This window comes from Mycobacterium sp., from assembly GCF_049647605.1.
Lineage (GTDB): Bacteria > Actinomycetota > Actinomycetes > Mycobacteriales > Mycobacteriaceae > Mycobacterium.
In genome coordinates this window covers 1-21,839 of sequence record NZ_JBARXZ010000243.1, presented here as the reverse complement: position 1 = coordinate 21,839, position 21,839 = coordinate 1, and the positions used below count along the sequence as shown (strand labels likewise).

Annotated in this window: 21 protein-coding genes and 1 pseudogene; 12 read left to right on the top strand and 10 right to left on the bottom strand. The window is 67.5% G+C overall.

The window, feature by feature from the left end:
* Positions 1–35: 35 nt before the first annotated feature.
* On the top strand, positions 36–860 hold the full coding sequence (locus WBB07_RS30125) for a DUF1206 domain-containing protein (RefSeq protein WP_526313561.1): 825 nt from the start codon (positions 36–38) through the stop codon (positions 858–860).
* 20 nt (positions 861–880) lie between these two features.
* Here the strand turns inward: WBB07_RS30125 and WBB07_RS30120 are convergent, their stop codons facing one another.
* On the bottom strand, positions 881–1,660 hold the full coding sequence (locus tag WBB07_RS30120; RefSeq protein WP_526313559.1) for a nuclear transport factor 2 family protein: 780 nt from the start codon (positions 1,658–1,660) through the stop codon (positions 881–883).
* Complete coding sequence (locus tag WBB07_RS30115; RefSeq protein ID WP_526313557.1) at positions 1,657–2,220, bottom strand: nicotinamidase; 564 nt, start codon at positions 2,218–2,220, stop codon at positions 1,657–1,659. Before WBB07_RS30115 ends, WBB07_RS30120 begins: the two co-directional genes overlap by 4 nt.
* A gap of 60 nt (positions 2,221–2,280) precedes the next feature.
* Between WBB07_RS30115 and WBB07_RS30110 the strand changes: the two genes are divergently transcribed.
* The 4 genes from WBB07_RS30110 to mmpH all read left to right on the top strand — a co-directional run bounded on the left by WBB07_RS30110 (position 2,281) and on the right by mmpH (position 8,345).
* Positions 2,281–5,193: an aminotransferase gene (locus WBB07_RS30110; protein WP_526313555.1), complete on the top strand. Its 2,913-nt coding sequence runs from the start codon at positions 2,281–2,283 to the stop codon at positions 5,191–5,193.
* Between the two features lie 123 nt (positions 5,194–5,316).
* The gene (gene manT / locus WBB07_RS30105) at positions 5,317–6,555 is read left to right on the top strand and encodes an MMP alpha-(1->4)-mannosyltransferase (protein ID WP_526313553.1); all 1,239 of its coding nucleotides are present in this window, start codon (positions 5,317–5,319) and stop codon (positions 6,553–6,555) included.
* Complete coding sequence (locus tag WBB07_RS30100; protein WP_526313552.1) at positions 6,549–7,268, top strand: class I SAM-dependent methyltransferase; 720 nt, start codon at positions 6,549–6,551, stop codon at positions 7,266–7,268. The genes manT and WBB07_RS30100 overlap by 7 nt, the downstream gene beginning before the upstream one ends.
* A 6-nt stretch (positions 7,269–7,274) precedes the next feature.
* The gene (gene mmpH / locus WBB07_RS30095; protein ID WP_526313550.1) at positions 7,275–8,345 is read left to right on the top strand and encodes an MMP endo-(1,4)-3-O-methyl-alpha-D-mannosidase; all 1,071 of its coding nucleotides are present in this window, start codon (positions 7,275–7,277) and stop codon (positions 8,343–8,345) included.
* On the opposite strand, the gene WBB07_RS30090 is transcribed toward mmpH, so the two are convergent.
* Positions 8,332–9,003, bottom strand: coding sequence for a class I SAM-dependent methyltransferase (locus WBB07_RS30090; protein WP_526313548.1), 672 nt, complete (start codon positions 9,001–9,003; stop codon positions 8,332–8,334). The genes mmpH and WBB07_RS30090 overlap by 14 nt on opposite strands.
* A gap of 83 nt (positions 9,004–9,086) precedes the next feature.
* On the opposite strand from WBB07_RS30090, the gene WBB07_RS30085 reads away from it, so the two are divergent.
* From WBB07_RS30085 to WBB07_RS30070, 4 genes are all read left to right on the top strand, one after another.
* Entirely contained in the window at positions 9,087–9,656 is a 570-nt protein-coding gene (locus tag WBB07_RS30085; RefSeq protein ID WP_526313546.1) for a TetR/AcrR family transcriptional regulator, read from the top strand.
* A 48-nt stretch (positions 9,657–9,704) separates the two neighbouring features.
* Positions 9,705–10,193, top strand: a complete 489-nt coding sequence (locus WBB07_RS30080; protein WP_526313544.1) for a DUF6328 family protein — start codon at positions 9,705–9,707, stop codon at positions 10,191–10,193.
* Between the two features lie 76 nt (positions 10,194–10,269).
* Positions 10,270–11,232: a DoxX family membrane protein gene (locus WBB07_RS30075; RefSeq protein ID WP_526313542.1), complete on the top strand. Its 963-nt coding sequence runs from the start codon at positions 10,270–10,272 to the stop codon at positions 11,230–11,232.
* Positions 11,233–11,342: 110 nt separating this feature from the next.
* Positions 11,343–11,990, top strand: a complete 648-nt coding sequence (locus WBB07_RS30070) for an RDD family protein (RefSeq protein WP_526313540.1) — start codon at positions 11,343–11,345, stop codon at positions 11,988–11,990.
* A gap of 106 nt (positions 11,991–12,096) precedes the next feature.
* On the opposite strand, the gene WBB07_RS30065 is transcribed toward WBB07_RS30070, so the two are convergent.
* Positions 12,097–12,663, bottom strand: a complete 567-nt coding sequence (locus WBB07_RS30065; protein ID WP_526313538.1) for a DUF4333 domain-containing protein — start codon at positions 12,661–12,663, stop codon at positions 12,097–12,099.
* A gap of 162 nt (positions 12,664–12,825) precedes the next feature.
* Between WBB07_RS30065 and WBB07_RS30060 the strand changes: the two genes are divergently transcribed.
* On the top strand, positions 12,826–13,650 hold the full coding sequence (locus WBB07_RS30060; protein WP_526313536.1) for an alpha/beta fold hydrolase: 825 nt from the start codon (positions 12,826–12,828) through the stop codon (positions 13,648–13,650).
* An 88-nt stretch (positions 13,651–13,738) separates the two neighbouring features.
* On the opposite strand, the gene WBB07_RS30055 is transcribed toward WBB07_RS30060, so the two are convergent.
* Both WBB07_RS30055 and WBB07_RS30050 read right to left on the bottom strand, forming a co-directional pair.
* Positions 13,739–15,697 (bottom strand): primary-amine oxidase, encoded by a 1,959-nt coding sequence (locus WBB07_RS30055; RefSeq protein WP_526313534.1) that lies wholly within the window; start codon positions 15,695–15,697, stop codon positions 13,739–13,741.
* 101 nt (positions 15,698–15,798) lie between these two features.
* On the bottom strand, positions 15,799–17,304 hold the full coding sequence (locus WBB07_RS30050; RefSeq protein ID WP_526313532.1) for a carboxylesterase/lipase family protein: 1,506 nt from the start codon (positions 17,302–17,304) through the stop codon (positions 15,799–15,801).
* A gap of 77 nt (positions 17,305–17,381) precedes the next feature.
* On the opposite strand from WBB07_RS30050, the gene WBB07_RS30045 reads away from it, so the two are divergent.
* On the top strand, positions 17,382–18,080 hold the full coding sequence (locus tag WBB07_RS30045; protein ID WP_526313530.1) for a hypothetical protein: 699 nt from the start codon (positions 17,382–17,384) through the stop codon (positions 18,078–18,080).
* Positions 18,081–18,112: 32 nt separating this feature from the next.
* Here the strand turns inward: WBB07_RS30045 and WBB07_RS30040 are convergent, their stop codons facing one another.
* Positions 18,113–18,448: a hypothetical protein gene (locus WBB07_RS30040; protein ID WP_526313528.1), complete on the bottom strand. Its 336-nt coding sequence runs from the start codon at positions 18,446–18,448 to the stop codon at positions 18,113–18,115.
* 174 nt (positions 18,449–18,622) lie between these two features.
* Here WBB07_RS30040 and WBB07_RS30035 point away from each other — a divergent pair, with 174 nt between their 5' ends.
* On the top strand, positions 18,623–18,958 hold the full coding sequence (locus WBB07_RS30035) for an RNA polymerase-binding protein RbpA (protein ID WP_526313526.1): 336 nt from the start codon (positions 18,623–18,625) through the stop codon (positions 18,956–18,958).
* 136 nt (positions 18,959–19,094) lie between these two features.
* On the opposite strand, the gene WBB07_RS30030 is transcribed toward WBB07_RS30035, so the two are convergent.
* From WBB07_RS30030 to WBB07_RS30020, 3 genes and pseudogenes are all read right to left on the bottom strand, one after another.
* Positions 19,095–19,877, bottom strand: coding sequence for a polyprenol monophosphomannose synthase (locus WBB07_RS30030; RefSeq protein WP_526313524.1), 783 nt, complete (start codon positions 19,875–19,877; stop codon positions 19,095–19,097).
* Positions 19,874–21,655: an apolipoprotein N-acyltransferase gene (gene lnt / locus WBB07_RS30025; RefSeq protein ID WP_526313522.1), complete on the bottom strand. Its 1,782-nt coding sequence runs from the start codon at positions 21,653–21,655 to the stop codon at positions 19,874–19,876. The genes WBB07_RS30030 and lnt overlap by 4 nt, the downstream gene beginning before the upstream one ends.
* Positions 21,613–21,839 (bottom strand): annotated as a pseudogene (locus WBB07_RS30020) (amidohydrolase); the annotation flags it as partial. The pseudogene WBB07_RS30020 and the gene lnt, both read right to left, overlap by 43 nt.

Below are 21,839 nucleotides of genomic sequence, written 5' to 3'. Positions count from 1 at the left end.
TTTGCGCCGTCGCCGCGACGGGTATCGACAGCGGCATGAGCAACAGCCGTGTTCACGGTGCAGTTGATCGAGCCACCAGCTCCAGTGCCTTCGAATACGCGGCCCGAGCCGGATACGTGACCAGCGGGGTGCTGCACCTGCTGATCGCCTACATCGTCGTCCGCCTGGCAACCGGAGGCGGTCACGGTGAAAACGCCGACCAATCCGGTGCGTTGGCAACCTTGTCCGCCAGCGGCGGCGGTGCGATCACCCTGTACGCGGCGGCGGCCGGGTTGTTGGGGCTCGCCGCCTGGCGGCTGGCCGAAACCGTGGTCGGATCACATCCGAATGAATCCGGCGACGACGACAAAGGCGCCAAGTTGCTGGTCCAGCGGGTCAAATCACTGGCCCTGGCGATCGTCTACTGCGGGTTGGCTCTCTCGGCGATCCGGTTCGCCACCGGCAGCGGCCAGTCATCGGGCCAACAGAACTCCGGCATGTCCGCCCAGCTGATGCAATCCGGTTGGGGCAAGGGCCTTCTCATCATCGTCGGACTGGTCGTCATCGGAGTGGGCGGCTACCACGTGTACAAAGGGGCCTCCGAGAAGTTCCTCGACGATCTGTCGGTCGGTGGCGGGCCGGTGCTCACCCCACTCGGGATGGCGGGCTACATCGCCAAGGGCGTGGTCCTCGGCGGCGCCGGGCTGCTGGTCATCGTCGCCACCCTCAACACCGACCCGGCCAAAGCGGCGGGCATCGACGCGGCGGTGAAAACTCTGGGACAAGCGCCGTTCGGCAAGTTCCTGCTGTTCGCCGCAGCCGTCGGTATCGCCGCCTACGGCGCCTACTGTTTTGCGATGGCGCGCTTCGCCCGAATGTGACAATCAGGTGGGCGGTCCGCTCAGAGGTAGCAGCGGACGGTCCAGGGATCGGCCTCGATCAGCAGCACCGCGGGCCCGTCGTCACCGCGGAGGGACACCGCCGTCGTCGCTCCCGCGGTGATCCGGGAGCTCTGTTGCGCCCCGCGCAGGTGGGCCACCAACGCGTCGACCCCCAGCGGCGCCAAGTCGCCGAGAGTGACCTGCGAGGCCCCGCTGAGCATCCGCCGGGTGGTCAGCTGGTCACCGCCGATCAGTGCCGTCACCAAGGTGTCGATCTCGCCCCGATGCCGACGGGCCGGGCGGTGCAGGCCGGTGAGGAAGCCCAGTGCCCCGCTGACCTGCTGGTTGCTCACCAGCGACCTGGTCAGGGCCACCGCCACCGGCGCGGCCCGCAAACCGCACCGGGCGAACTGCCACAACATCGGCGGTAATTCCCAGAACGCCTGCAACTGCGCGATCGTGAGGTCGGCACCGTCGACGTGCACGCCGTAACGCAGGATCGCCGGGACCATCATCGTGACACCGTCCCCCATCCGGACTTCCAAGAGCACGTCCCTGATCACCGCATTGCCGCAGACGATGTCGGCCTGCGGGTGGAAGACGATGTCGCGCGGCCCGATGAACGTGTCGTAGAACCGCCCGATGGCGTCGCGACCACGGTGCGGGGCTGCACCGACCGGATCCTCGACCACGCCGTCGGCGGTGAACAGGCTCACCCACCGCGCCCGGTCGTGGGCCGCGGCGGCCACCGGAGACTGCTTGACGGCAGCAAGAAGATCGGCACTCGTCGGTGGTGTCACGCCGGGGTGCCGACGATCTTCACACCGGCGGCACGCAGCTCCGCGATCGCGTCGGCAGTCGAGTCCGGTGCCACGCCGGCGGTCAGGTCCACCAGGATGCGGGTCGAAAACCCGGCCGTGACCGCGTCGGACGCGGTGGCCCGGACGCAGTAGTCGGTGGCGATCCCGGCGATGTCCACCGTGTCGACGCCACGGCTGCGCAGCCAGTCTGCCAGCGGCGTCCCGGTGTCATCGGCACCCTCGAATCCGCTGTAGGCGGCGGCGTACTGGCCTTTGGTGAACATCGACTCGACCGCAGTGGTATCCAGGTCGGGGTGCAGGTCGGCGCCGGGGGTGCCGGCCACACAGTGGCGCGGCCACGAGTTGCGGAAGTCCGGATCGTCGGAGAAGTGTTCACCGGGGTCGATGTGAAAATCCTTCGTGGCCACCACGTGGTCATAATCCTGGTCACCGGCCAGAAGCTCGCTGATCGCCTGCGCCACCCCCGCGCCGCCGGTGACCGCCAGGGAGCCGCCTTCACAGAAGTCGTTCTGAACGTCGACAATGATCAGCGCACGCATCACCCCACCGTAATCGGTCGATCGCCGTGACCGCCGAAATGTGTCCGCTGTAAAGGAAGCATGATGACGACATTCGATTTCTTCCAGGCGTCCGAGTTGCCCGTCCCAGATGTGAGCGCAGCCGACGCGGTGGAGATCGGGCGCACCCGGTTCGGCATCGACGTCACCGCCACACCGCTGGGCAGCCAACAGGACGCCAACTTTCTGCTGCAGGCCGACCTCGGCGGGGTGGTCGGCGTTCTCAAGATCGCCAACCCGGCTTTCAGCCGGGTCGAGATCGAAGCCCAGGACGCCGCCGCCCGGCACATCGCCGATCGCGAACCCGCGATACGCACCTCGCACACCCTGGCGTTCGACGGACATCCGCCGGTGGCCGAGGTGGTGGACGAGTCGGGAACCACGCTGTACGCACGTGTCATCGCCCACCTGGCGGGCGGCACGCTCAGTGGCGAGCAGTATGTGGCCCCGGCGCGGTGGGCGGCGCTGGGCGCACTGGCCGGGAGAGCGAGCCGGGCATTGGCCACCTTCGACCATGCCGGGGTCGATCGGGTGCTGCAGTGGGATCTTCGGTTCGCCGACCGCACGGTGGAATTGCTGGCCCCCTACGTACCCGACACGAATCGGCGTGCGCGCATCGAGAACGAGTCGCGGGCCGCCTGGCAAGCGGTCTGCGCAGTGGCAGATCAGCTCCCGGTCCAGGTGATCCACGGTGACCTCACCGACGATAACGTCGTGTGCGCCGACACCGGGTCCGGGCAGTTGCCGGACGGCATCATCGATTTCGGTGATCTGACCCGATCGTGGGCGGTCACCGAACTCGCCGTCGCCGCCGCCTGCGTATTGCGCCACGCCGGTGGAGAACCCGCGGCGACGCTGCCGTTGATCGCGGCGTTCCACCGGCAACGCCCGCTCACCGTCCCCGAGATCGACGTCCTGTGGCCGCTGGTGGTCCTACGGGCCGCGACGCTGGTGGTCAGTGGCAACCACCAGACCTCCATCGACGACAACAACGACTATGCGGCAAGCGCTCTCGAACTCGAATGGCAGATCTTCGAGAGGTCGCTCTCGGTGCCCGCCGCGGTGATGCGCGCACTGATCGGGGAGGCACTCGGCGTCCCCCACCGCCGACCGCTTCCCTCGGCGGCCCGGGTGATCGACGGCGGCGAGCCGTACGTGCTCGACCTGTCCACCGAATCCGAGGACCTCGACGGTGGCCGGTGGCTGGCTGCCGACTGTGAGGACGCCGGTGCCGACGCTGCCGATGCCGCCGTCGTGGTGACGCGCCACGGGCAACCCCGACTCACCAGATCGGCTGTCCTGCAGAGTGAGTCGCCGGCCACGGTACCGACGGGCATCGATGTCTGGTTACGTTCCGGGGCGCCCCTGACCACCCCGTGGCCCGGGCAGGTCAGTGCGGTCTCCGAGCACGCCCTGAGCTTCGTCGGCGATCAGGCCACCGTGCACATCCACGGTGTGACCGTGGCCCCCGCCGTCGCAGCCGGGCAGCCGCTCGAGGCGGGCGCAATCCTGGGACAGGCCGGGCCGGGCCGGCTGTGGCTGCAGGTCACCGCAGGGAACGCCGGAGAAGTACCGCCGTTTGTGCGCCCCGAGTACGCGGCTGGTTGGTTGTCACTCACCCACGACCCCGCGGAGCTGCTGGGGGCCACACCGGCACCGCCGTTCACCGCAGACAGCTCGGAGCTGATCTCCCGCCGGGACCGTTCGTTTGCCTCCGTCCAGGAGCAGTACTACGTCGATCCGCCGCGCATCGAGCGGGGTTGGCGAGAACACCTGCAGGACATCGAGGGTCGCAGCTACCTGGACATGGTGAACAATGTCACCAGCATCGGTCACGGACATCCCGAACTGGCAGCTGCCGTGGCCCGGCAGTGGCGTCGCCTCAACACCAACTCCCGGTTCAATTACGGTGCGGTGGTGGAGTTCTCGGAACGGCTGGCCGCCACCTTGCCCGACCCGCTGGACACGGTCTTCCTGGTGAACTCGGGCTCCGAGGCGGTGGACCTGGCGCTGCGGCTGGCGTTCACCACCACCGGCCGCCACGACGTCGTCGCCGTCGCCGAGGCCTACCACGGCTGGACGTATGCCACCGACGCGATCTCGACGTCGGTCGCCGACAACCCGAACGCGCTGACCACCCGGCCCAGCTGGGTGCATACGGTGCCGTCCCCCAACAGTTTTCGTGGTCAGTATCGCGGGGCCGATGCCGTGCGCTACGCCCCGGACGCGGTGGCGACCATCGAGAAGCTGGTCGCCGCCGGGCATCCGCCGGCGGCGTTCATCGCCGAACCGTTCTACGGCAACGCGGGCGGGGTCGCACTGCCCGACGGGTATCTCGACGCCGTGTACGGCGCGGTCCGAGCCGCGGGCGGGCTGGCGATCGCCGATGAGGTCCAGGTGGGATATGGCCGGCTCGGTGCGTGGTTCTGGGGTTTCCAGCAGCAGGGTGTGCTGCCCGATATCGTCACCGTGGCCAAGGCGATGGGCAACGGTCAGCCGCTGGGCGCGGTGATCACCACCAAGGCCATTGCCGACGCCTACCGAAACGAGGGGTACTTCTTCTCCTCCGCGGGCGGCAGCCCGGTGTCCAGCGTGGTGGGCCTGACGGTGCTGGAGGTACTCCAGCGCGACGACCTGCAAGGCAATGCCCTGACCGTCGGCGAGCATCTGCGGTCCCGGCTGACCGAGCTGGCCACCCGGCACCCGCTGATCGGCGCGGTCCACGGCAGCGGCCTGTACATGGGCGTCGAGCTGGTGGCCGATCGCACCACCCTGGAACCGGCGGCCGCGGCAACGGCCGCGATCTGCGAACGGATGCGCGAACTGGGCGTGATCGTGCAGCCCACGGGTGACCATCAGAACGTGCTGAAGATGAAGCCGCCGATGTGTCTGACCCGGGAATCTGCCGATTTCTTCGTTGACATGCTGGACCGGACATTGCGCACTGGTTGGTGAAACTCGCAGGTCAACGCGACAAACGTGGGGTTCGGGTGAGCCGGTGCGTTGCGCTGGTTAGCTACTCGAATTAAAGTCCAGACACATGTCCAGACACAGCAGCGTGATCCCCAGGTGAAAAGCATGCGTATCGCCCTGCTGTCCTACCGCAGCAAGCCACACTGCGGCGGACAGGGAGTTTATGTCCGCCACCTGAGCCGCGGACTGGTGGAACTGGGCCACCACGTCGAGGTGTTCTCCGGCCAGCCATACCCGGACGGCCTGGACCCGCGGGTACGCCTGTGCAAGGTGCCGAGCCTGGATCTGTACCGGGAGCCGGACCCGTTCCGGGTGCCGCGGCCCAGCGAGATCCGCGGCCCCATCGACCTGCTCGAGCTGGCGACGATGTGGACGGCCGGCTTCCCGGAACCCCGCACCTTCGGGCTGCGGATGGCCCGGCTGTTGGCCCGGCGCCGCGGCGAGTTCGACGTGGTGCACGACAACCAGAGCCTGGGCACCGGGCTGCGCAAGATCGCGGCGTCCGGCCTACCCGTCGTCGCCACCGTGCACCACCCGATCACCCGGGACCGGGTGCTCGACCTGGCGGCCGCCAGCTGGCGACGGAAACCGTTGGTGCACAGATGGTATGGATTTGCCCAGATGCAAAAGCGGGTCGCCAGGACCATTCCGGACCTGCTGACGGTCTCCACCACCTCGGCGACCGACATCGCCGCGGATTTCGGGGTTGATCCCGCGCAGCTCCAGGTGGTGCCCCTCGGAGTGGACACCGCGGTGTTTGCACCCTCGCAGCAGCCGCGGGTGCCGGGGCGCATCATCGCGATCGCCAGCGCCGACGTGCCGCTCAAGGGCGTGGCCAATCTGTTACAAGCCGTCGCCAAGCTCCGCACCGAACGTGATGTCGAGTTGCAGTTGGTGGCGCGGCTGGAGAGCAACGGCCCCACCGAGAAGCTGATCGCCGAGCTCGGCATCTCCGATATCGTGCACATCTCCAGCGGCCTCACCGACGACGAGCTGGCCGGACTGCTGGCATCAGCCGAAATCGCTTGCATCCCTTCGTTGTATGAAGGATTCTCCCTGCCGGCAGTGGAAGCCATGGCCAGCGGCACCCCGATCGTGGCCAGCCGCGCCGGCGCATTACCCGAGGTACTGGGCACCGACGGGTCCGCCGCGGTGCTGGTCGAACCGGGAAATGTCGAGGAACTGACCAAGAGCCTCGGCGAGCTGTTGGACTCCCCTGCCGAACTGCACCGCATGGGAGCAGCGGGGCGGCGCCGCGCCGTCGAGATCTACAGCTGGGAATCCGTTGCCGCACAGACGGTCACGGTGTATCAACGGGCTATCGATAGGGTTTCGGCATGCTGACCGTCGACTTCGACCGACTCGGGATCGGGCCCGGCACCAAGGTGATCGATGTCGGCGCCGGCGCCGGTAGACACAGCTTCGAGGCCTATCGGCGCGGAGCCGACGTCATCGCGTTCGACCAGGACAAAGAAGAACTCGAGAACGTCACCACGATGTTCGAGGCCATGGCCGCGGCCGGCGAGGCGCCCGACGGCGCCAGCGCCGAGGCGGTGGCCGGCGATGCCCTGGCACTTCCCTACCCCGACGGAACATTCGACGTGGTGATCGCCTCGGAGATTCTCGAGCATGTCCCCCAGGACGAGGCCGCCATCAGCGAGTTGGTACGAGTCCTCAAAGTCGGGGGCAAGCTCGCCGTCACAGTGCCGCGGTGGCTACCGGAACGGGTGTGCTGGCTGCTGTCCGACGAATATCACGCCAACGAGGGCGGCCACATCCGCATCTACAAGGCCGACGAGCTGCGGGCCAAGGTCCAGGCCAGGGGTATGCGGTTCACCCACTCCCACCATGCGCACGCATTGCACTCCCCCTACTGGTGGATCAAATGTGCTGTCGGGGTCGAGAAGACCAAGAACCCCGCCGTCACCGCCTACCATCGCCTGCTGGTGTGGGACATGATGTCGGCACCCGCGCTCACCAGGACCGCCGAGGCGGCACTCAACCCGCTGATCGGCAAGAGCGTCGCCCTGTACTTCGAGAAGCCAAAGGGTCGGTGAGACCCTTTGGCACAGCTTGATATTCCCGCAGTACCCGGTGTGTTGACCGCGGAGCAGTGCTTGGCCACCGCGACGTCCATCGCGCGGGCCCAGGAGCCCTCGGGCGCCATCCCGTGGTCACCGATGGGACACACCGACCCGTGGGACCATATCGAGTGCGCGATGGCACTGACGGCCGCCGGACTACTGGAGCCGGCACGCGCCGCCTTCGAATGGAGCCGCAGCGAGCAGCGTCCCGACGGGTCGTGGCCGCTACAGTTCCGGGCGGGTGTCATCGAGGATGCCAACAGCGACAGCAACTTCTGCGCCTACATCGCCACCGGGGTGTGGCACCACCTGATGTACACCGGCGACGATGCGTTTGCCCTCCAGATGTGGCCGACAGTGCGCGCCGCGATCGACTTCGTACTCGAGCTACGACTCGATGGCGGCGAGATCTGCTGGGCACGTGGACCTTCCGGACCTCTCGAGGAAGCGCTGGTCACCGGCTGCGCGAGTATCCACCACAGCATCCGGTGTGCGATCGCACTGGCCAATCACCTGGGCGATCCACAGCCGGAGTGGGAGGTGGCCTGCGGTGAACTGGCCCATGCCCTCGTCGCCCATCCGGGGTTGTTCACCGAAAAACCGCACCACTCGATGGACTGGTACTACCCGATCCTCAGCGGCGCGCTTCGCGGCCCGGGCGCCGATGAGCGGATCGCCGAGCGGTGGTCGGACTTCGTCGTCGACGGCCTGGGTATCCGCTGCGTCGATGACCGGCCCTGGGTGACCGGAGCCGAGACCTGCGAACTGGCGCTGGCCCTGGATGCCATGGGCAGAACCGACCAGGCGCGCCAACAATTGGCCAACATGCAGCATCTGCGCGAACGCGACGGCTCCTACTGGACCGGCCTGGTGTATGCCGACGGCAAGCGCTGGCCGGTGGAGCGCACCACCTGGACCGGCGCCGCCATGATCCTGGCTGCCGACGCACTGTCGAGGACCACCCCGGCCAACGGCATCTTCCGCGGCACGCACCTGCCCCGTGGTCTGGAAGTGGAGTTCGGCTGCGCGTGTGCGGTCAGCGAGCGCTGACCGTCCGCTCGAGCACCCGCAGCGACTTCATCGCCGACACCTCACGGAACTCCCCGCTCGCCAACGCCTGCCGATAGATCAGGTAAGGGGCCTGCCCGCCGTCCGCCGGATTCGGGAACACATCGTGGATGAGCAGTGCGCCGCCCACCGCGACCCACGGTGCCCAACCGTCGAAATCCCGCTGGGCGGCCTCCTCGGTGTGCCCACCATCGATGAAGACCAGGTTCAGCGGGGTGCGCCAGGTGCCTGCCACCACGGTCGATTTACCCACCACCGCAACAACATTGTCCGGCAATGCCATGGCGTCGAGGGTATGCCGGAAGGTGGGCAAGGTGTCGAACAGACCAGTGTGGCTGTCGACCATCGAGGTGTCGTGGTACTCCCAGCCCGGCTGATGTTCTTCGGAGCCGTGGTGGTGGTCGACGGTGTAGACCACGCTGCCCGTGGCAGCCGCTGCGGCGCCGAGCAGCACCGTGGATTTGCCGCAATAGGTGCCGACCTCGACACCGACCCCACCACGCAGATAGGCGCACGCCACGTCGTAGAGGGCCCGGCCCTCGTCGGCGGGCATGAATCCGGTCACCCGCTCGGCGAGCGCAAACAACCGCTCAGTTTGCTGGGAGTCAGCCGTGACGGGTGTCGGATCGGTATGCGCCATTCCTGCAACCTAACCCGTCGACACCACCGATGGCCAGCGCGCATGCTTGCCCGCCCCGGCGTGTTGTAGTAGCGTCCGGACATGTGTCCGAACCGGTAGCTCGGGAAGCCACCCGGCGTCGGTTGACCGCCAAGCAAGCCGACACCGTCGACCGGCTCGGCCGATCCGCGGTAGAGGTGCTGAGCCGCGAGGGATTCGCCGGCCTCACGATCCGGATGGTGGCCGCCGAGGCGGGTGTCGGCGCCGCGACTGCGTACACCTACTTCTCCTCGAAGGAACACCTGGTCGCCGAGGTGTTCTGGCGTCGGCTGGCCGGCACCCCCGCACCTCCGAACGACTCCCCCGACCAGACCACCCGCGTGGTTGCGGTGCTACGGAACATCGCATTGCTGGTGGCCGATGAACCCGAACTGGCCGGCGCAGTGTCGAATGCCTTGCTGGGCAAGGACCCTGACGTCGAGCACCTGCGGTTGCGAATCGGGTCGGAGATCCACCGACGGCTGGCCGCCGCGCTCGGCCCTGGCGGGGATCCCGACGTGATCAGCACCCTCGAACTGCTGTACGCAGGCGCATTGGTGCGCGCCGGGATGGGCTACGCGTCCTATCAGCAGATCGCCGACCTGCTGGAGCGCTCCGCCCGACTGGTGCTCTGACCACGAGACTGTGGGCATTGTCCCGATGCGCCACTCACAGGGATGATCATGGACATGGCAGCCGACAACCTCGACAAATCCTGGAGTGACGGTCGCAACGAGACCGAAACCGAACGGCTGGACCGCAATTGGGCCAGCCTGATCCAGGAACTTCGGGTGGTCCAGACCGGTGTCCAGCTGCTGACCGGCCTGCTGCTGACACTGCCGTTCCACGACAGGTTCGACGATCTGGACACCAAGATGCGGGTGGTGTACCTGACGACGGTGGCCTGCGCCGTCGCCAGCACGGTGCTGTTGGCGAGCCCGGTCGCCATGCACCGGGTGTTGTTCCGGCGCCACCGGCTCGACCGGTTGGTGGCCGCGGCACATCGGCTGACCTACGCGGGCCTGATGCTGTTGGGGTTGTCGCTGGCGGGGGTGGTGGTGCTCGTCTTCGGCACGGTTGCCGGCGAGACGGCCGGCGTCGTCGCCGGGCTGATCGCACTGCTGAGCTTCGTCGGGTTCTGGGTGGTGGTGCCGCTGATGATGCGCGAATGAGCGGCCGGCCGCTGCACCCGGCTTTCGAACCCGACCCCAGGGTTTGCGTCGCCGCAAAGGGGGGAACACCCGCGTCATGTTGCTACGCCGAGTTGCCCGTCCCCTCCTGTCCGCGGCCTTCATCGGCCAAGGGATCGAATCGCTGCGCAGCCCGAAGCCTGCCGCCGATGCCGCACGTCCCGCCCTCGAGGGTCTGCAGAAACTGCCAGAACCGTTGGGCACCAATGTCCCTCGCGACGCTGAAACACTAGCGAAGATCACTGCGGCGGTGCAGATCGGTGGCGGTATCCTGCTGGCCACCGGCAAGGTGCCCCGGCTGGCGTCGGCAGCGCTGGCTGCCACCGTCATCCCCGCCAATCTCGGTTCCCACATGTTCTGGAACGAGCCCGATCCGGAACGCAAGGCGCAGAAGCGCCGGGAGTTCCTCACCGACTTGAGCCTGGTGGGCGGGCTGATCATCGCCTCGGCGGACACCGAGGGCAAGCCGTCGCTCGGGTGGCGTGGCCGTCGCGCCGCCCACAAGGTCGGCGATGCCGTGGCGGGGGCGTTGCCCTCGTCCTCGGCGGCCCCGCTGATCGACAGCGAACTCGCCGAGAAAGTGGGCAAGAACGTCCAGGAGGGGCTGCACGTCGGCGCCGAGCGCGGCCGCGAACTCGCCGTCGTAGCCGCCGAGAGAGGGGCCCCCTTGCTCGAGGCGGCCCGCGAACGTGGATCCGAATGGGCCGAGATCGCACTCGAGCGCGGCTCCGAGTGGGCACACCTGGCCAGGGAGCGCGGTGCCGAACTGGCAGAGATCGCCCGAGATCGGGGTGAGGAACTGGCCCATGTCACCCGCGACCGGGGTGCCGATCTGGCGGACGTGGCCCGCGACCGCGGTGCCGATCTGGCAGAGGTGGCCCGCGACCGGGGTGCCGACCTGGCAGAGGTGGCCCGCCACCGCGGCTCCGACCTTGCCCATACGGCGCTGAACCAGGGCGAAGACTTGTCGCGGAAGGCACGCAAAGCGGCGCGCAAGCAAGCCAAAGCGCTCCAGCGTTAGGCGCAGGGCCGCCCGGTCGGGTTGTGCTCACCGGGCGGCCAATGACCCACAGCGGCTGTCTGGCGCGGTAAATTTACTCAACGTCCACGACTGCGATCAGGAGCCGATCGATGACATCGGGTGAACACCCCAACTATCCAGACCCCAACGTGCCCCCGCCGCCGCCCGGCGGCTATCCACCTCCCCCGCCTCCGCAGTACGGCTCGTACCCGCCTCCTCCACCCCCGCAGTACGGCTCGTACCCGCCACCCCCGCCGCCCCCGCAGTACGGGGCGCCGGACCCATATGGAGCCCCGGGAGGCTTTCCGCCGCCGCAGTACGGCTACGGGCCCGTGGGTGAACAACCCGGCGGCCTCGGAATCCGCTTCGCGGCCCGCCTCATCGACGGGATCATCGTCGGTCTTGTCGCCTTGATCCTGACGTTTGCTCTCGGCGCCTACGACAACATCTTGGTCACCGGGCTGTTCTCCGGGCTGCTGACCTTCGGCTACTTCGTGGGCTTCGAGGTCACGCAGGGCTGGACACCGGCCAAGAAGATGCTGGGACTGTCCGTACGCGGCCCGGGTGGCGCTCCGAAACCCGATTTCAAGCAGTCGGCGATCCGCAACGCGTTCACCCTGCTGTCGGTGATCCCCTACATCGGCGGCTTGCTGGGATTCATCGCCTACATCGTCATCGCGGTGACGATCAACGGCAGCCCGACCAAGCAGGGCAAGCATGATGCGCTTGCCGGTGGCACGCAGGTGGTCAAGGGCTAGACACCCCGATCCGAGAAACGAGGCCCCGCTCACTGAGCGGGGCCTCGTTTTTGCTCGTTATCCGATCACACCTGTTGCGGGCCAAGGCATTCCACCATCACGGCCGTCAGGCCTGATTGACCTTGAAGTTCATCAGCAGCCCGTCGACGGTGGTGACCGTGACGACGGTGTCCAACGGCTCGCCACCCAGCTGCATCGAGCACGTGGTCTCGGTGCCCTGCTCGCCCAGGAGGCCGCCGTCGCAACTGACGTCGGTCACCTCGTCCCCGGCGGTCTGGCTGACCAGGGCAGCGACTTGTTCCTCCAGCTGCTCCTGGGACAGCGCCGGTGTCATCTCGTAGTTGACGGTGGTGCCCTCCACCTTCGTCACCTCGACGGTCGGCTCGATGGCGTTGGTATCACTGAGCACCACCTCACAGGAGGTGCTCTTGCCGACCACCCCTTCGAGATCCGCCCGGCACGTGACCGATTCCGGTTTCTGCCCGGCGGTCTCCAGCCGGCTCGTGATGTCGGCTTCCAGATCCGCCTTGGCCACCGTCGGAGTGCTGTCCCCACTGAAACTGAAACTGCATCCCGCCGTCGCGCCGCACACCAATGTCGCCGCTGCGAGTGCACTGATCAGAACCCGCATCTCGACCTCCCGAATACGCCATCCCCGGATGGGGTTCGACACTGCGCAGGCAACATAGCAGGCGGTGCGGCGAGCCGAGGGTCCACGCACCGAGATCGTCCGCAAACCGTGGTCGGTATCGCCGTCACCGACCCCGCGACGGCAGCGAATATCTGACGTAGGTTGAGCTCACATGCCAGATTCCGACCCCAGAGAGGCGCGCACATGCCCACGGTCACCACCAGCGACGGCGTTGAGATCTTCTACAAGGACTGGGGCTCGGGGCAGCCCATCGTGTTCAGTCACGGCTGGCCGCTGTCCGCCGACGACTGGGACAACCAGTTGCTGTACTTCCTGTCCCACGGCTACCGGGTGATCGCCCACGACCGGCGCGGGCACGGCCGCTCCACCCAGGTCTCCGACGGCCACGACATGGACCACTACGCCGACGACCTCAAGGCCGTGGTCGACCACCTCGACCTGACCGACGTCATCCACGTCGGGCACTCCACCGGGGGCGGTGAGGTGGTGCGCTACCTGGCCCGCCACGGCCAGGACCGGGCCGCCAAAGCCGCACTGCTGTGCGCGGTTCCACCGTTGATGGTCAAGACCGACGCCAATCCCGAGGGCCTTCCCAAAGACGTCTTCGACGATCTGCAGGCCCAACTGGCGGCCAACCGGTCCGAGTTCTACCGGGCGCTGCCCTCGGGTCCGTTCTACGGGTTCAACCGTGACGGAGCGGAGCCCTCGGAAGCCGTCATCGCGAACTGGTGGCGCCAAGGCATGATGGGCGGAGCCAAGGCCCACTACGACGGCATCGTCGCCTTCTCGCAGACCGACTTCACCGAGGATCTGAAAAAGATTTCCATCCCGGTGCTGGTGGTGCACAGCGAAGACGATCAGATCGTGCCGTATGTGGCCGCGGGCCCGAAGTCGGCCGAACTGCTGCCCAACGGAACGCTCAAGACCTACACCGATCTGCCGCACGGTCTGCCGACCACCCACGCCGACGTGGTCAACCCGGAGCTACTGGCCTTCTTCCAGGCCTGAGTCCCCGGCGATGGCGGCCGTTCCTCGAGGGGGCAGCCGCCATCTCCACCACAGCACCTGATCAGGCCGCCGCGTCGGGGCCGACGCCTCAGCCGGCGTCGGGGGCGTGACAGCGCGCCGGCGGGCTGGCCGGCACGTCCAGCGACGGGTTGCGGTCGAAGAATCCGTACGGCTTGAGCCAGAACGACACCACATCGGCGGGCATGATCGGCCAGTCCTCCGGCCTGGTGATGTGGTGGATCCCGAAGACGTACCACAGCACGACGTCGGTGTTGTCGATCGGGCGGTTCGCTTTGGTCCACGCCCCCAACCCGGTGTCGGAACTCGACTGATTGACGAATTCACCTGCCGGCCAACGCTCTTCGGGAGAGTTCGGAGTCACCCACAACGTGTGCCCGATCACGGTGGCGCGCTGGAACACCGGAGAATCCGGGTCGAACATCGCGGGGAGGGCCCCGGTGGGCACCAACTTGTAGGAGGGATGTGTGCCCAGACCGTTGACCACGTTGGTGTTGACCACTTTCCAGGAACGCTGGGTACCGAAGTTGAGGTCCTGCACCGCCTGACGCTCGGTCCGCAACGGCACATTGCGCTGAACCACCGACAATCCGTAGGGATTGTCGGGCCCCATCGGTTCCGCATAGGACTCCGACATGTACACGGTGTTGTCGCTGCCGTCGACGTCGAGATCCAGCCGGGCCACCAGGAAGTGCTGGTGAAACGGTGCGTAGGTGCGTTCGTCGACAAGCGTGCCGTTGGGATGCGGCTGGCCTTCGGTCAACGGCGTGGTGACCATGATGCCGGTGGCCCGAACCTCACATTCGATGTTGCCGTCTTGATAGAGCCGCCAGTAGACCAGGTACTCGTAGTTGGCGACGGTGACGTGGCTGGAGATGGTCAGCCTGCGCATCCGGCGCACCTCGGCGCCGGTGGGGTCCACATGCTTCCACAGCACCGCGTTGTCTTCTTCGTGAATGCAAATGGCGTTGCCGATGGTGTACGGCTCACCTTTGGAATTGTGCAGGGTGGCATCGAGGTAGCGGATCTCCCCCAAACAGTCACACCCCAGCTCCAGTGAGGTGGTCATGAACCCCAGACCCCATTCACCGATGTCGAATGCGGTACGGCGGTAGTGATCCACCGACGGGTCCCGGTACGGCACCATCATCTCGGCAAACGACATCCGGTGGGCCACCGACCGGTCTCGGCCGGAGTCACGGAATTTCAGGGTGTGCAGTGTCAGGCCTTCACGATGGTTGAATCCCACCCGCAACGACCAGTTCTGCCACTGCAACAGGTTGCCGGACAACGTGAACGACGGACCTTCGGGCTGGGTGATCTCCAACGGCTTCAGTGGCTCACGCTGCCAGTCGGCCTTGATCCGTTCCGGAATGTGCTTGGGCACATACTCCCCCATCACCTGCGGTGGCCGGCCACCGTCGGCAAAGGGATCGTCGTCCTCGATGCGCAACAGTTCCATCGAGTTGAGGTCGACAACACAGTGCAGGCCGCTGACCGCGGTGGCATACGGATTGGCGCCGGGGCCGGCACGCAGCCAGGTGTCCGACCAGCCGATGCGACGATCCCGGAACTCCGGCGGCGCCACCGCCGAGCCATAGGTCCAGGTATCCATGAAAACCAGGTCCATGTCGGTGATGCCCCGCTTGGCCAGGGCCGCGATCACCTCCGGATGAGCGCGCAACATGTCGTCGCACTCGTGGAACTCGTCGACGGTGAAATTCGCCTGCACACCCGGTACGTGCTCGAACGACTCCACCCGGTCATCGGTCAGCGAGACCACACTCTTGTAGGTCGCGTTGCTGCCCCGATCCAGACACAACACCACCGCCTTACGGGCCGGCCGGGCGCCGCCGCCGTCGAACTCGACGAGCTCCGGTTTCGAGGGCTCCACCATCTCGATGCAGTTGACCCGCCAGCCGTCACCGACCCCACGCTCACGAGCCAGAATGGCCGTGACAGCACTGAATTCCGCTGCCGACAGCGGATCCAGTGGGTGATCGGACACAGGGCCAACCGAATCGCTCATAGACACTCCCAATGCGTCGCCGGAAACTCCGTGGAGCTACGGAATCACATCCGGATCAGCAGCGCAGTCCATACGGTGCAAATCCCTGCGACGATTCGGGCTCAACGACTCAGGGAGAACCCTGACCACGCTGTCCGGCGGTCGGCGTCGGGGTCCAGCTCGACGCGGGTCTGCCGATCGAACACCAGGACCGACCGGTTGTCATGGTCGTACCGCGGCCAGCCGTCGCCGGGCACGCCGGTCCGGCCGAATGTCAGCCAGCGGGATTGGACCTCCCGTGTCACCCGGGCGGCGGAACGCTGATCACCGGCCGCGGCGAGCAGCGAGCCGAAGCGGGTGCGGTAGACGTCGAACACCGCCAGGAGTTCGGTGCCGTGGGTGGCGCCGAAGCCGGACCACTGCAGGGTGCGCGGCGCGTAGTCGTAGCGGTACCGGTAGGTCGGCGCGTTGACATTGTGGGCCTCGGCGAGGTCCCACGCCGCGGAGGCGAAGGCGAAGTCACCGCCGAGCCGCAGGCAGGCGGCCGGCGAGGGGTAGTCGGGGTAGGCCGCCGTGATACGCGTGCGGACGTCGGTGCCGACCGGAGCCAGCAGCGCCTCGATTGTCGGTTCCGTGGTGGGCAACAGCTTCAGGAATCGGGTGAACAGACGCGCTTCTTCGGCATTGTTGCCGACGATCAGCGGCACCCGGTGCGCCGTTCCGCGCCGCATCGCCTCCAGCGGCTCGACCGGCAGCACCTCGTCACCGTAGGTCGGCCCCACCGGGAACGCACCCAGCATCTCGCGGTTGGCCAGCGCGATGAGTTCATCGGTGGCGTCCACCAGGGTGGCAGCCGCAACGGTGTGCAGCGCCCGGGCGGCATCGGTCCGGCCGGTGCCGAGCAGGGCGGCGAACCGGTCGGCGATCAGCTGTGCCTGTTCCACCGAACAGGACAGCCCGGAAGCGGGGCTCTCCGAAATGACTTGAGAGAACAGGCCTTCGGCCGCCGGGACGGCCAGCAGTGTCGCGACCGCCTGAGCACCCGCACTCTCACCGAAGATGGTGACGTTGTGTGGGTCGCCACCGAAGACCGCGATGTTGTCACGAACCCACTGCAACGCCAGCACCAGGTCGCGCAGGAACAGGTTCGAGTCGATGGGTGTCTCGGCGGTGCCCAACGACGACAGGTCGAGGCATCCCAGCGCACCCAGGCGATAGTTCACCGAGACATACACGCAGCCGTTGCGGGCCAGCGACGCGCCGTCATAGATGGGCGTGGCCGAACTGCCGAGGATGTAGCCGCCGCCGTGGACAAAAACCAGCACCGGCAGCGGGCCGCTGGGCGGGTGCTGCGGTGTCACCACGTTGAGAGTCAGGCAGTCCTCGCCCATCGTCTGATAGCGGCCGATCCCGGTGAGGGTGTATTTACGCTGTTGCGGAGCGCAGTTGGCGAAGGCGTGGCAGTACCGCACTCCGCGCCAGGGCTCGGGCGGCCGGGGAGCGCGGAACCGCAACGGACCCACCGGGGGACGCGCGTACGGGATGGAGCGCCAACGGTTCACGCCATCACGGGTGAAACCTTCGACGACACCGCTATCGACGGTGACGCGGACGGGGTGCTGGTGCATCACCCGACCGTAGCGAACGCCGGCTTTGCCCACCCGCGTGATGAGCCAGGTGGGTTGCGGCCGCTACCGTGGCTGACATGCGGACGGTTGTCGCGGTATCGGTGTTGGTCCTGGTGGCCGGCTGCTCCGGGTCCGGTGAGGACCGATCCGAGATGTCGGTTCCCTCGCCACCGGAAGCCGGCTCACCTGCAACGTCGCCGCCCAGCTCCTCCCCTGGCCGCACCTCGGCCACAGTTCCCACCGCGGCACCGCCCGCCGACGCGCCGGTAGCTGCGGTCCTGGCCTGGGTGCAGGGCGGAGCCAGGGTAGAGCCGGCCGGCTTCCACACCGCGACCCGCGACGGCGTCACCAGCGACCTCGGCGACGATGTGGCGTTTGTCACGCCGTCCGGGAAAACACAATGCCGCACCGACGCCACGATGACCGGCGGGGCGCTGGCCTGCCTGGTGGAACTCGCCGATCCCCCCGCCGAGCCCGCCGATGTCTACGGCCAATGGATCGACAACTGGGTCGATTTCGACGGCGTCACCGCACAAGTGGGATCGGTCCACGGCGACCCGGGCCCGTTCTCGGTGGGCACCGGACCTGAACTGCCCTACGGCAGCTCACTGCGATTCGGCGACTTCCAGTGCCGCACCGATCCGCTGGGACTGTTCTGTGTCAACTTCGCCCGACAGACCGCGCTGCGGATGTCCGATGCCGGGGTGGTCCCGTTCGGCTGTCTGCAGGAGGTGCCGCCGCCGGCCGACATCGGGCTCCGGTTCGAGTGCAGCTGAACGGAAGTGTCACCGCCTCCGGTGAACTCTCGTCAGCGCCACCCGTCGGCAGCCTTGGCGGCCTGCACCAACGCGTCACACAGCTCTCGGAGTTCGGCGCCGTCGGCGCCTTCGTCGACCGCGGTGGCCACGTCCTCGGCAGCGCAGCGGACCTGGAACACCCGGTCAGAGAGTTGGGCGGCCTCTTCGGCGGACAGCACCACCGCGTCCTCCGGGACTGCGGTGCCCTTCACCATCGCCCGCTGTTCGTAGGCGCGCTGCCGGCAGGATTGCCGACAGTACTGCCGGCGTCGGCCCAGCCCCACATCTGGCACGTCGCGTCCACACCACCGGCACGGTTGCGGGCGCCTTCTGCCCCGAGAAGTCACGACCCACGACTTTAGACGGCGCCGCGCGTCGCGCCGGCCCGCCACACCGCAGGCGAGGGGTGGTCTCCGGTGGCGCGCGGTACTCTGGATAGTTGTGCCGTCGCACGCGGGAACTCCCGCTGGCGTCGTTGCGTTGATAGTCGCGAATCATTTGTGCTGAAGGAGTTGACGACGATGGCTGATCGTGTCCTGCGAGGTAGTCGCCTCGGAGCTGTGAGCTACGAGACCGACCGCAACCACGACTTGGCGCCGCGTCAGGTCGCGCGGTACCGCACCGACAACGGCGAGATCTTCGATGTCCCGTTTGCCGACGAGGCCGAGATCCCCGGCACCTGGCCCTGCAAGAACGGCATGGAGGGCACCCTGATCGACGGGGACGTCCCCGAACCCAAGAAGGTCAAGCCGCCGCGCACCCACTGGGACATGCTGCTGGAGCGTCGCTCCGTCGAAGAGCTCGAGGAGCTCCTCAAGGAACGCCTCGACATCATCAAGACCAAGCGGCGGGGCTGAGCGCCACCGCCCCGTTCGGAGGAACCGGCACCCCGCTGACAGGCGCCCCTCACTGACTGGTCAGTGAGGGGCGCCTGTCAGCGTGTCGCTGACTTGTCTGCGCAAGCGCTGACTTGTCTGCGCAAGCGCTGACTTGTCAGCGCACGACGCCGCGGGCCCGGTCCAACCGACCGCCCAGCCCCCACTGGGCGACCTTCACCAACGCCTCGCGGATATTCGATCCGCTCATCTTCGACACCCCGAGCTCACGTTCGGTGAAGGTGATGGGCACTTCGACGACCCGGAAACCGCTGTTGATGGCGCGCCAGGTCAGGTCGATCTGGAAGCAGTAGCCCTTCGAGTCGACCGCCGAGAGGTCGATCTTCTCGAGCACCTCGCGCCGATAAGCCCGGTAGCCGGCCGTGATGTCGTGGATGCCCACCCCGAGAAGCACCCGCGAATAGGTGTTGGCCGTCTTGGACAGCACCAGTCGTCGGGTCGGCCAGTTCCGCACGGTGCCGCCGGCCACATACCGGGACCCGATCACCAGGTCGGCACCCGCGTTCACGGCGTCGAGCAACCGGTGTAGCTGTTCGGGGGCGTGGCTGCCGTCGGCGTCCATCTCCACCAGCACCGAATACTGCCGGTTCAGGCCCCACGCGAACCCGGCCAGGTAGGCAGCGCCCAACCCGTCCTTGGTCGCCCGGTGCATGACGTGGATGCGGTCCGGATCCGCCAGGGACAGCTCGTCGGCGAGCTTGCCGGTACCGTCCGGGCTACCGTCGTCGACAACCAGCACGTGGACCTCGGGCAGCGCGGCATGGATCCGGCCGACGATCAACGGCAGGTTCTCCAGCTCGTTGTAGGTCGGGACGATCACCAAGGTGCGCTGAACGGGTTGTTCGCCCGGCAGGGACTGGCCTGCTCCGCCGATGGTCATGAGGCTCCTGGGGTGTCCACATCGGTGGCGCTGCGGAGCGCATCCGATTCCTTCGTCGGCCCGCTGCTGGCGGTTGTCGGTGGGCTGCCCGCGGCCGCCACCGACTTCCGAATCGGGCGCAACAACCCTCCATTGTGCCGCACCGTCAGCCATGCTCCGGCCAATGCCGCCGTGATCCCCATCGCCACCAGAACCAACACCACGATCGGACCCCATCGGGTGGCGGGCGTCAGCGCGGTCTTGAGCCGAACCGACTGGTCCAGGAACGCCGGCTGGAACCATTCGGTTCGAGCGAGCTCGCGGCCGTCCGGGGCGATGATCGCGCTGATCCCGGTGGTCCCCGCGACCACGACGTACCGGTTGTGTTCCACCGCTCTGGCGCGGGAGAACGCCAACAGCTGCTCGCTCATGGCCTCGTTGAAGGTGGCGTTGTTGGTGGGTACCGCCAGAACCTGCGCCCCGGCCAGCACCGACTCGCGTGCGGCCCGGTCGAAGATCACCTCCCAGCAGGTGGTGACTCCGATGGGTACACCAGCGGCATGCACCACCCCGGTGCCGTCGCCGGGCACGAAGTAACCCGCACGGTCGGCGTAGGACGACAGCTTCGCGAAGAAGCCGCGCCACGGCAGGTACTCGCCGAACGGCTGGATGATCTTCTTGTCGTGCCGTTCGGCGGGTCCGGCCACCGGATCCCAGACCAGCACGGTGTTGAGCGCGGCGGGATTGTCCCGAGTGCTGTCGGGGTGCGCCAACACCGCCCCGACGAGGATCGGGGCCCCGATGGCCTGGGCGGCCCGCTCGATCTGCGCACCGGCGTCGGCATTGGCCAACGGATCGATGTCCGAGGAGTTCTCCGGCCAGACCACAAACTGCGGCTGTGGGGCCCGGCCGGCACGCACCGCCGCGGCCAGGCGCAGCGTCTCCTCGACGTGATTGTCGAGCACCGCGCGCCGCTGGGCGTTGAAGTCGAGGCCGAGCCGCGGCACATTGCCCTGGACCGCGGCGACCGTCACCGCCGGATCGCCGTCAGCTCCGGTGCTGGACTGCCGCACCGCCGGGTGGATCACCGCGGTGGCCAGCAGAACGGCCGTGATGCACAGCCCCGGCAGGATCACCGCCGGCGGATGATCGGCAGCGCTCCGGCGGGATCGCGACGACCGTCGCCACCACACCGCGACTTCGAGTCCGATCGCGACGGCACCGGCAGCCACCAGCACCACCGCAAAAGACACCAGCGGCACCCCGCCGAGCCTCGTCAGCGGGAGCAGCGGCCCGTTGGTTTGACTGAAACCGAGCACTCCCCACGGAAACCCGCCGAAGGGCACCGAAGTCTTGAGCCATTCGGCCACCATCCACACCGCGGCGAACCACAACGGCCACCCCGGCAACCGGCGCACGGTCACCGCCAGCACCCCGAAGAGCGCCGGGAACACCGCACACATGATCGACAACGCCACCCACGGCACCGCCCCGACCAGTCCGCTGATCCACGGCAACAACGGCAGATAGAAGGCCAGCCCGGTGAGGAACCCGTAGCCGAACCCGCCTGCGGCGGTGGTGTCCGGGCTGCGCAGCACGATCACCAGCAGCGCAACACCGAGAATCGCCGCCCACCACCATGCCAGCGGCGGAAAACTGGCACACAACAGCAGACCGGCGACCACCGCGAGGGCCAGCCGCGTCAGTCGCGGTTTCAGCCAGGCCGCCACCTTCTGCGGAACTGCTCTCACGGCACTCACCCGAACAGGACCTGACCGCGGTGAACGGTCTGCACACATCGTGGGGTCGGCTGCTCAGCTGCCAGCGCCGGCAGTGCCGGGACCCGGGACCTCGGGTCGGTCGACCAGCGTTGGACCGAGTCCGAGGGCGCCGCGACCTCCACATGGCCGACGTCCCAGAGCGCGTATGACGCCAGCGCGCCCGGGGTGAGGGTGCCGGTGACGCCGTCGCGTACCCCTGCGG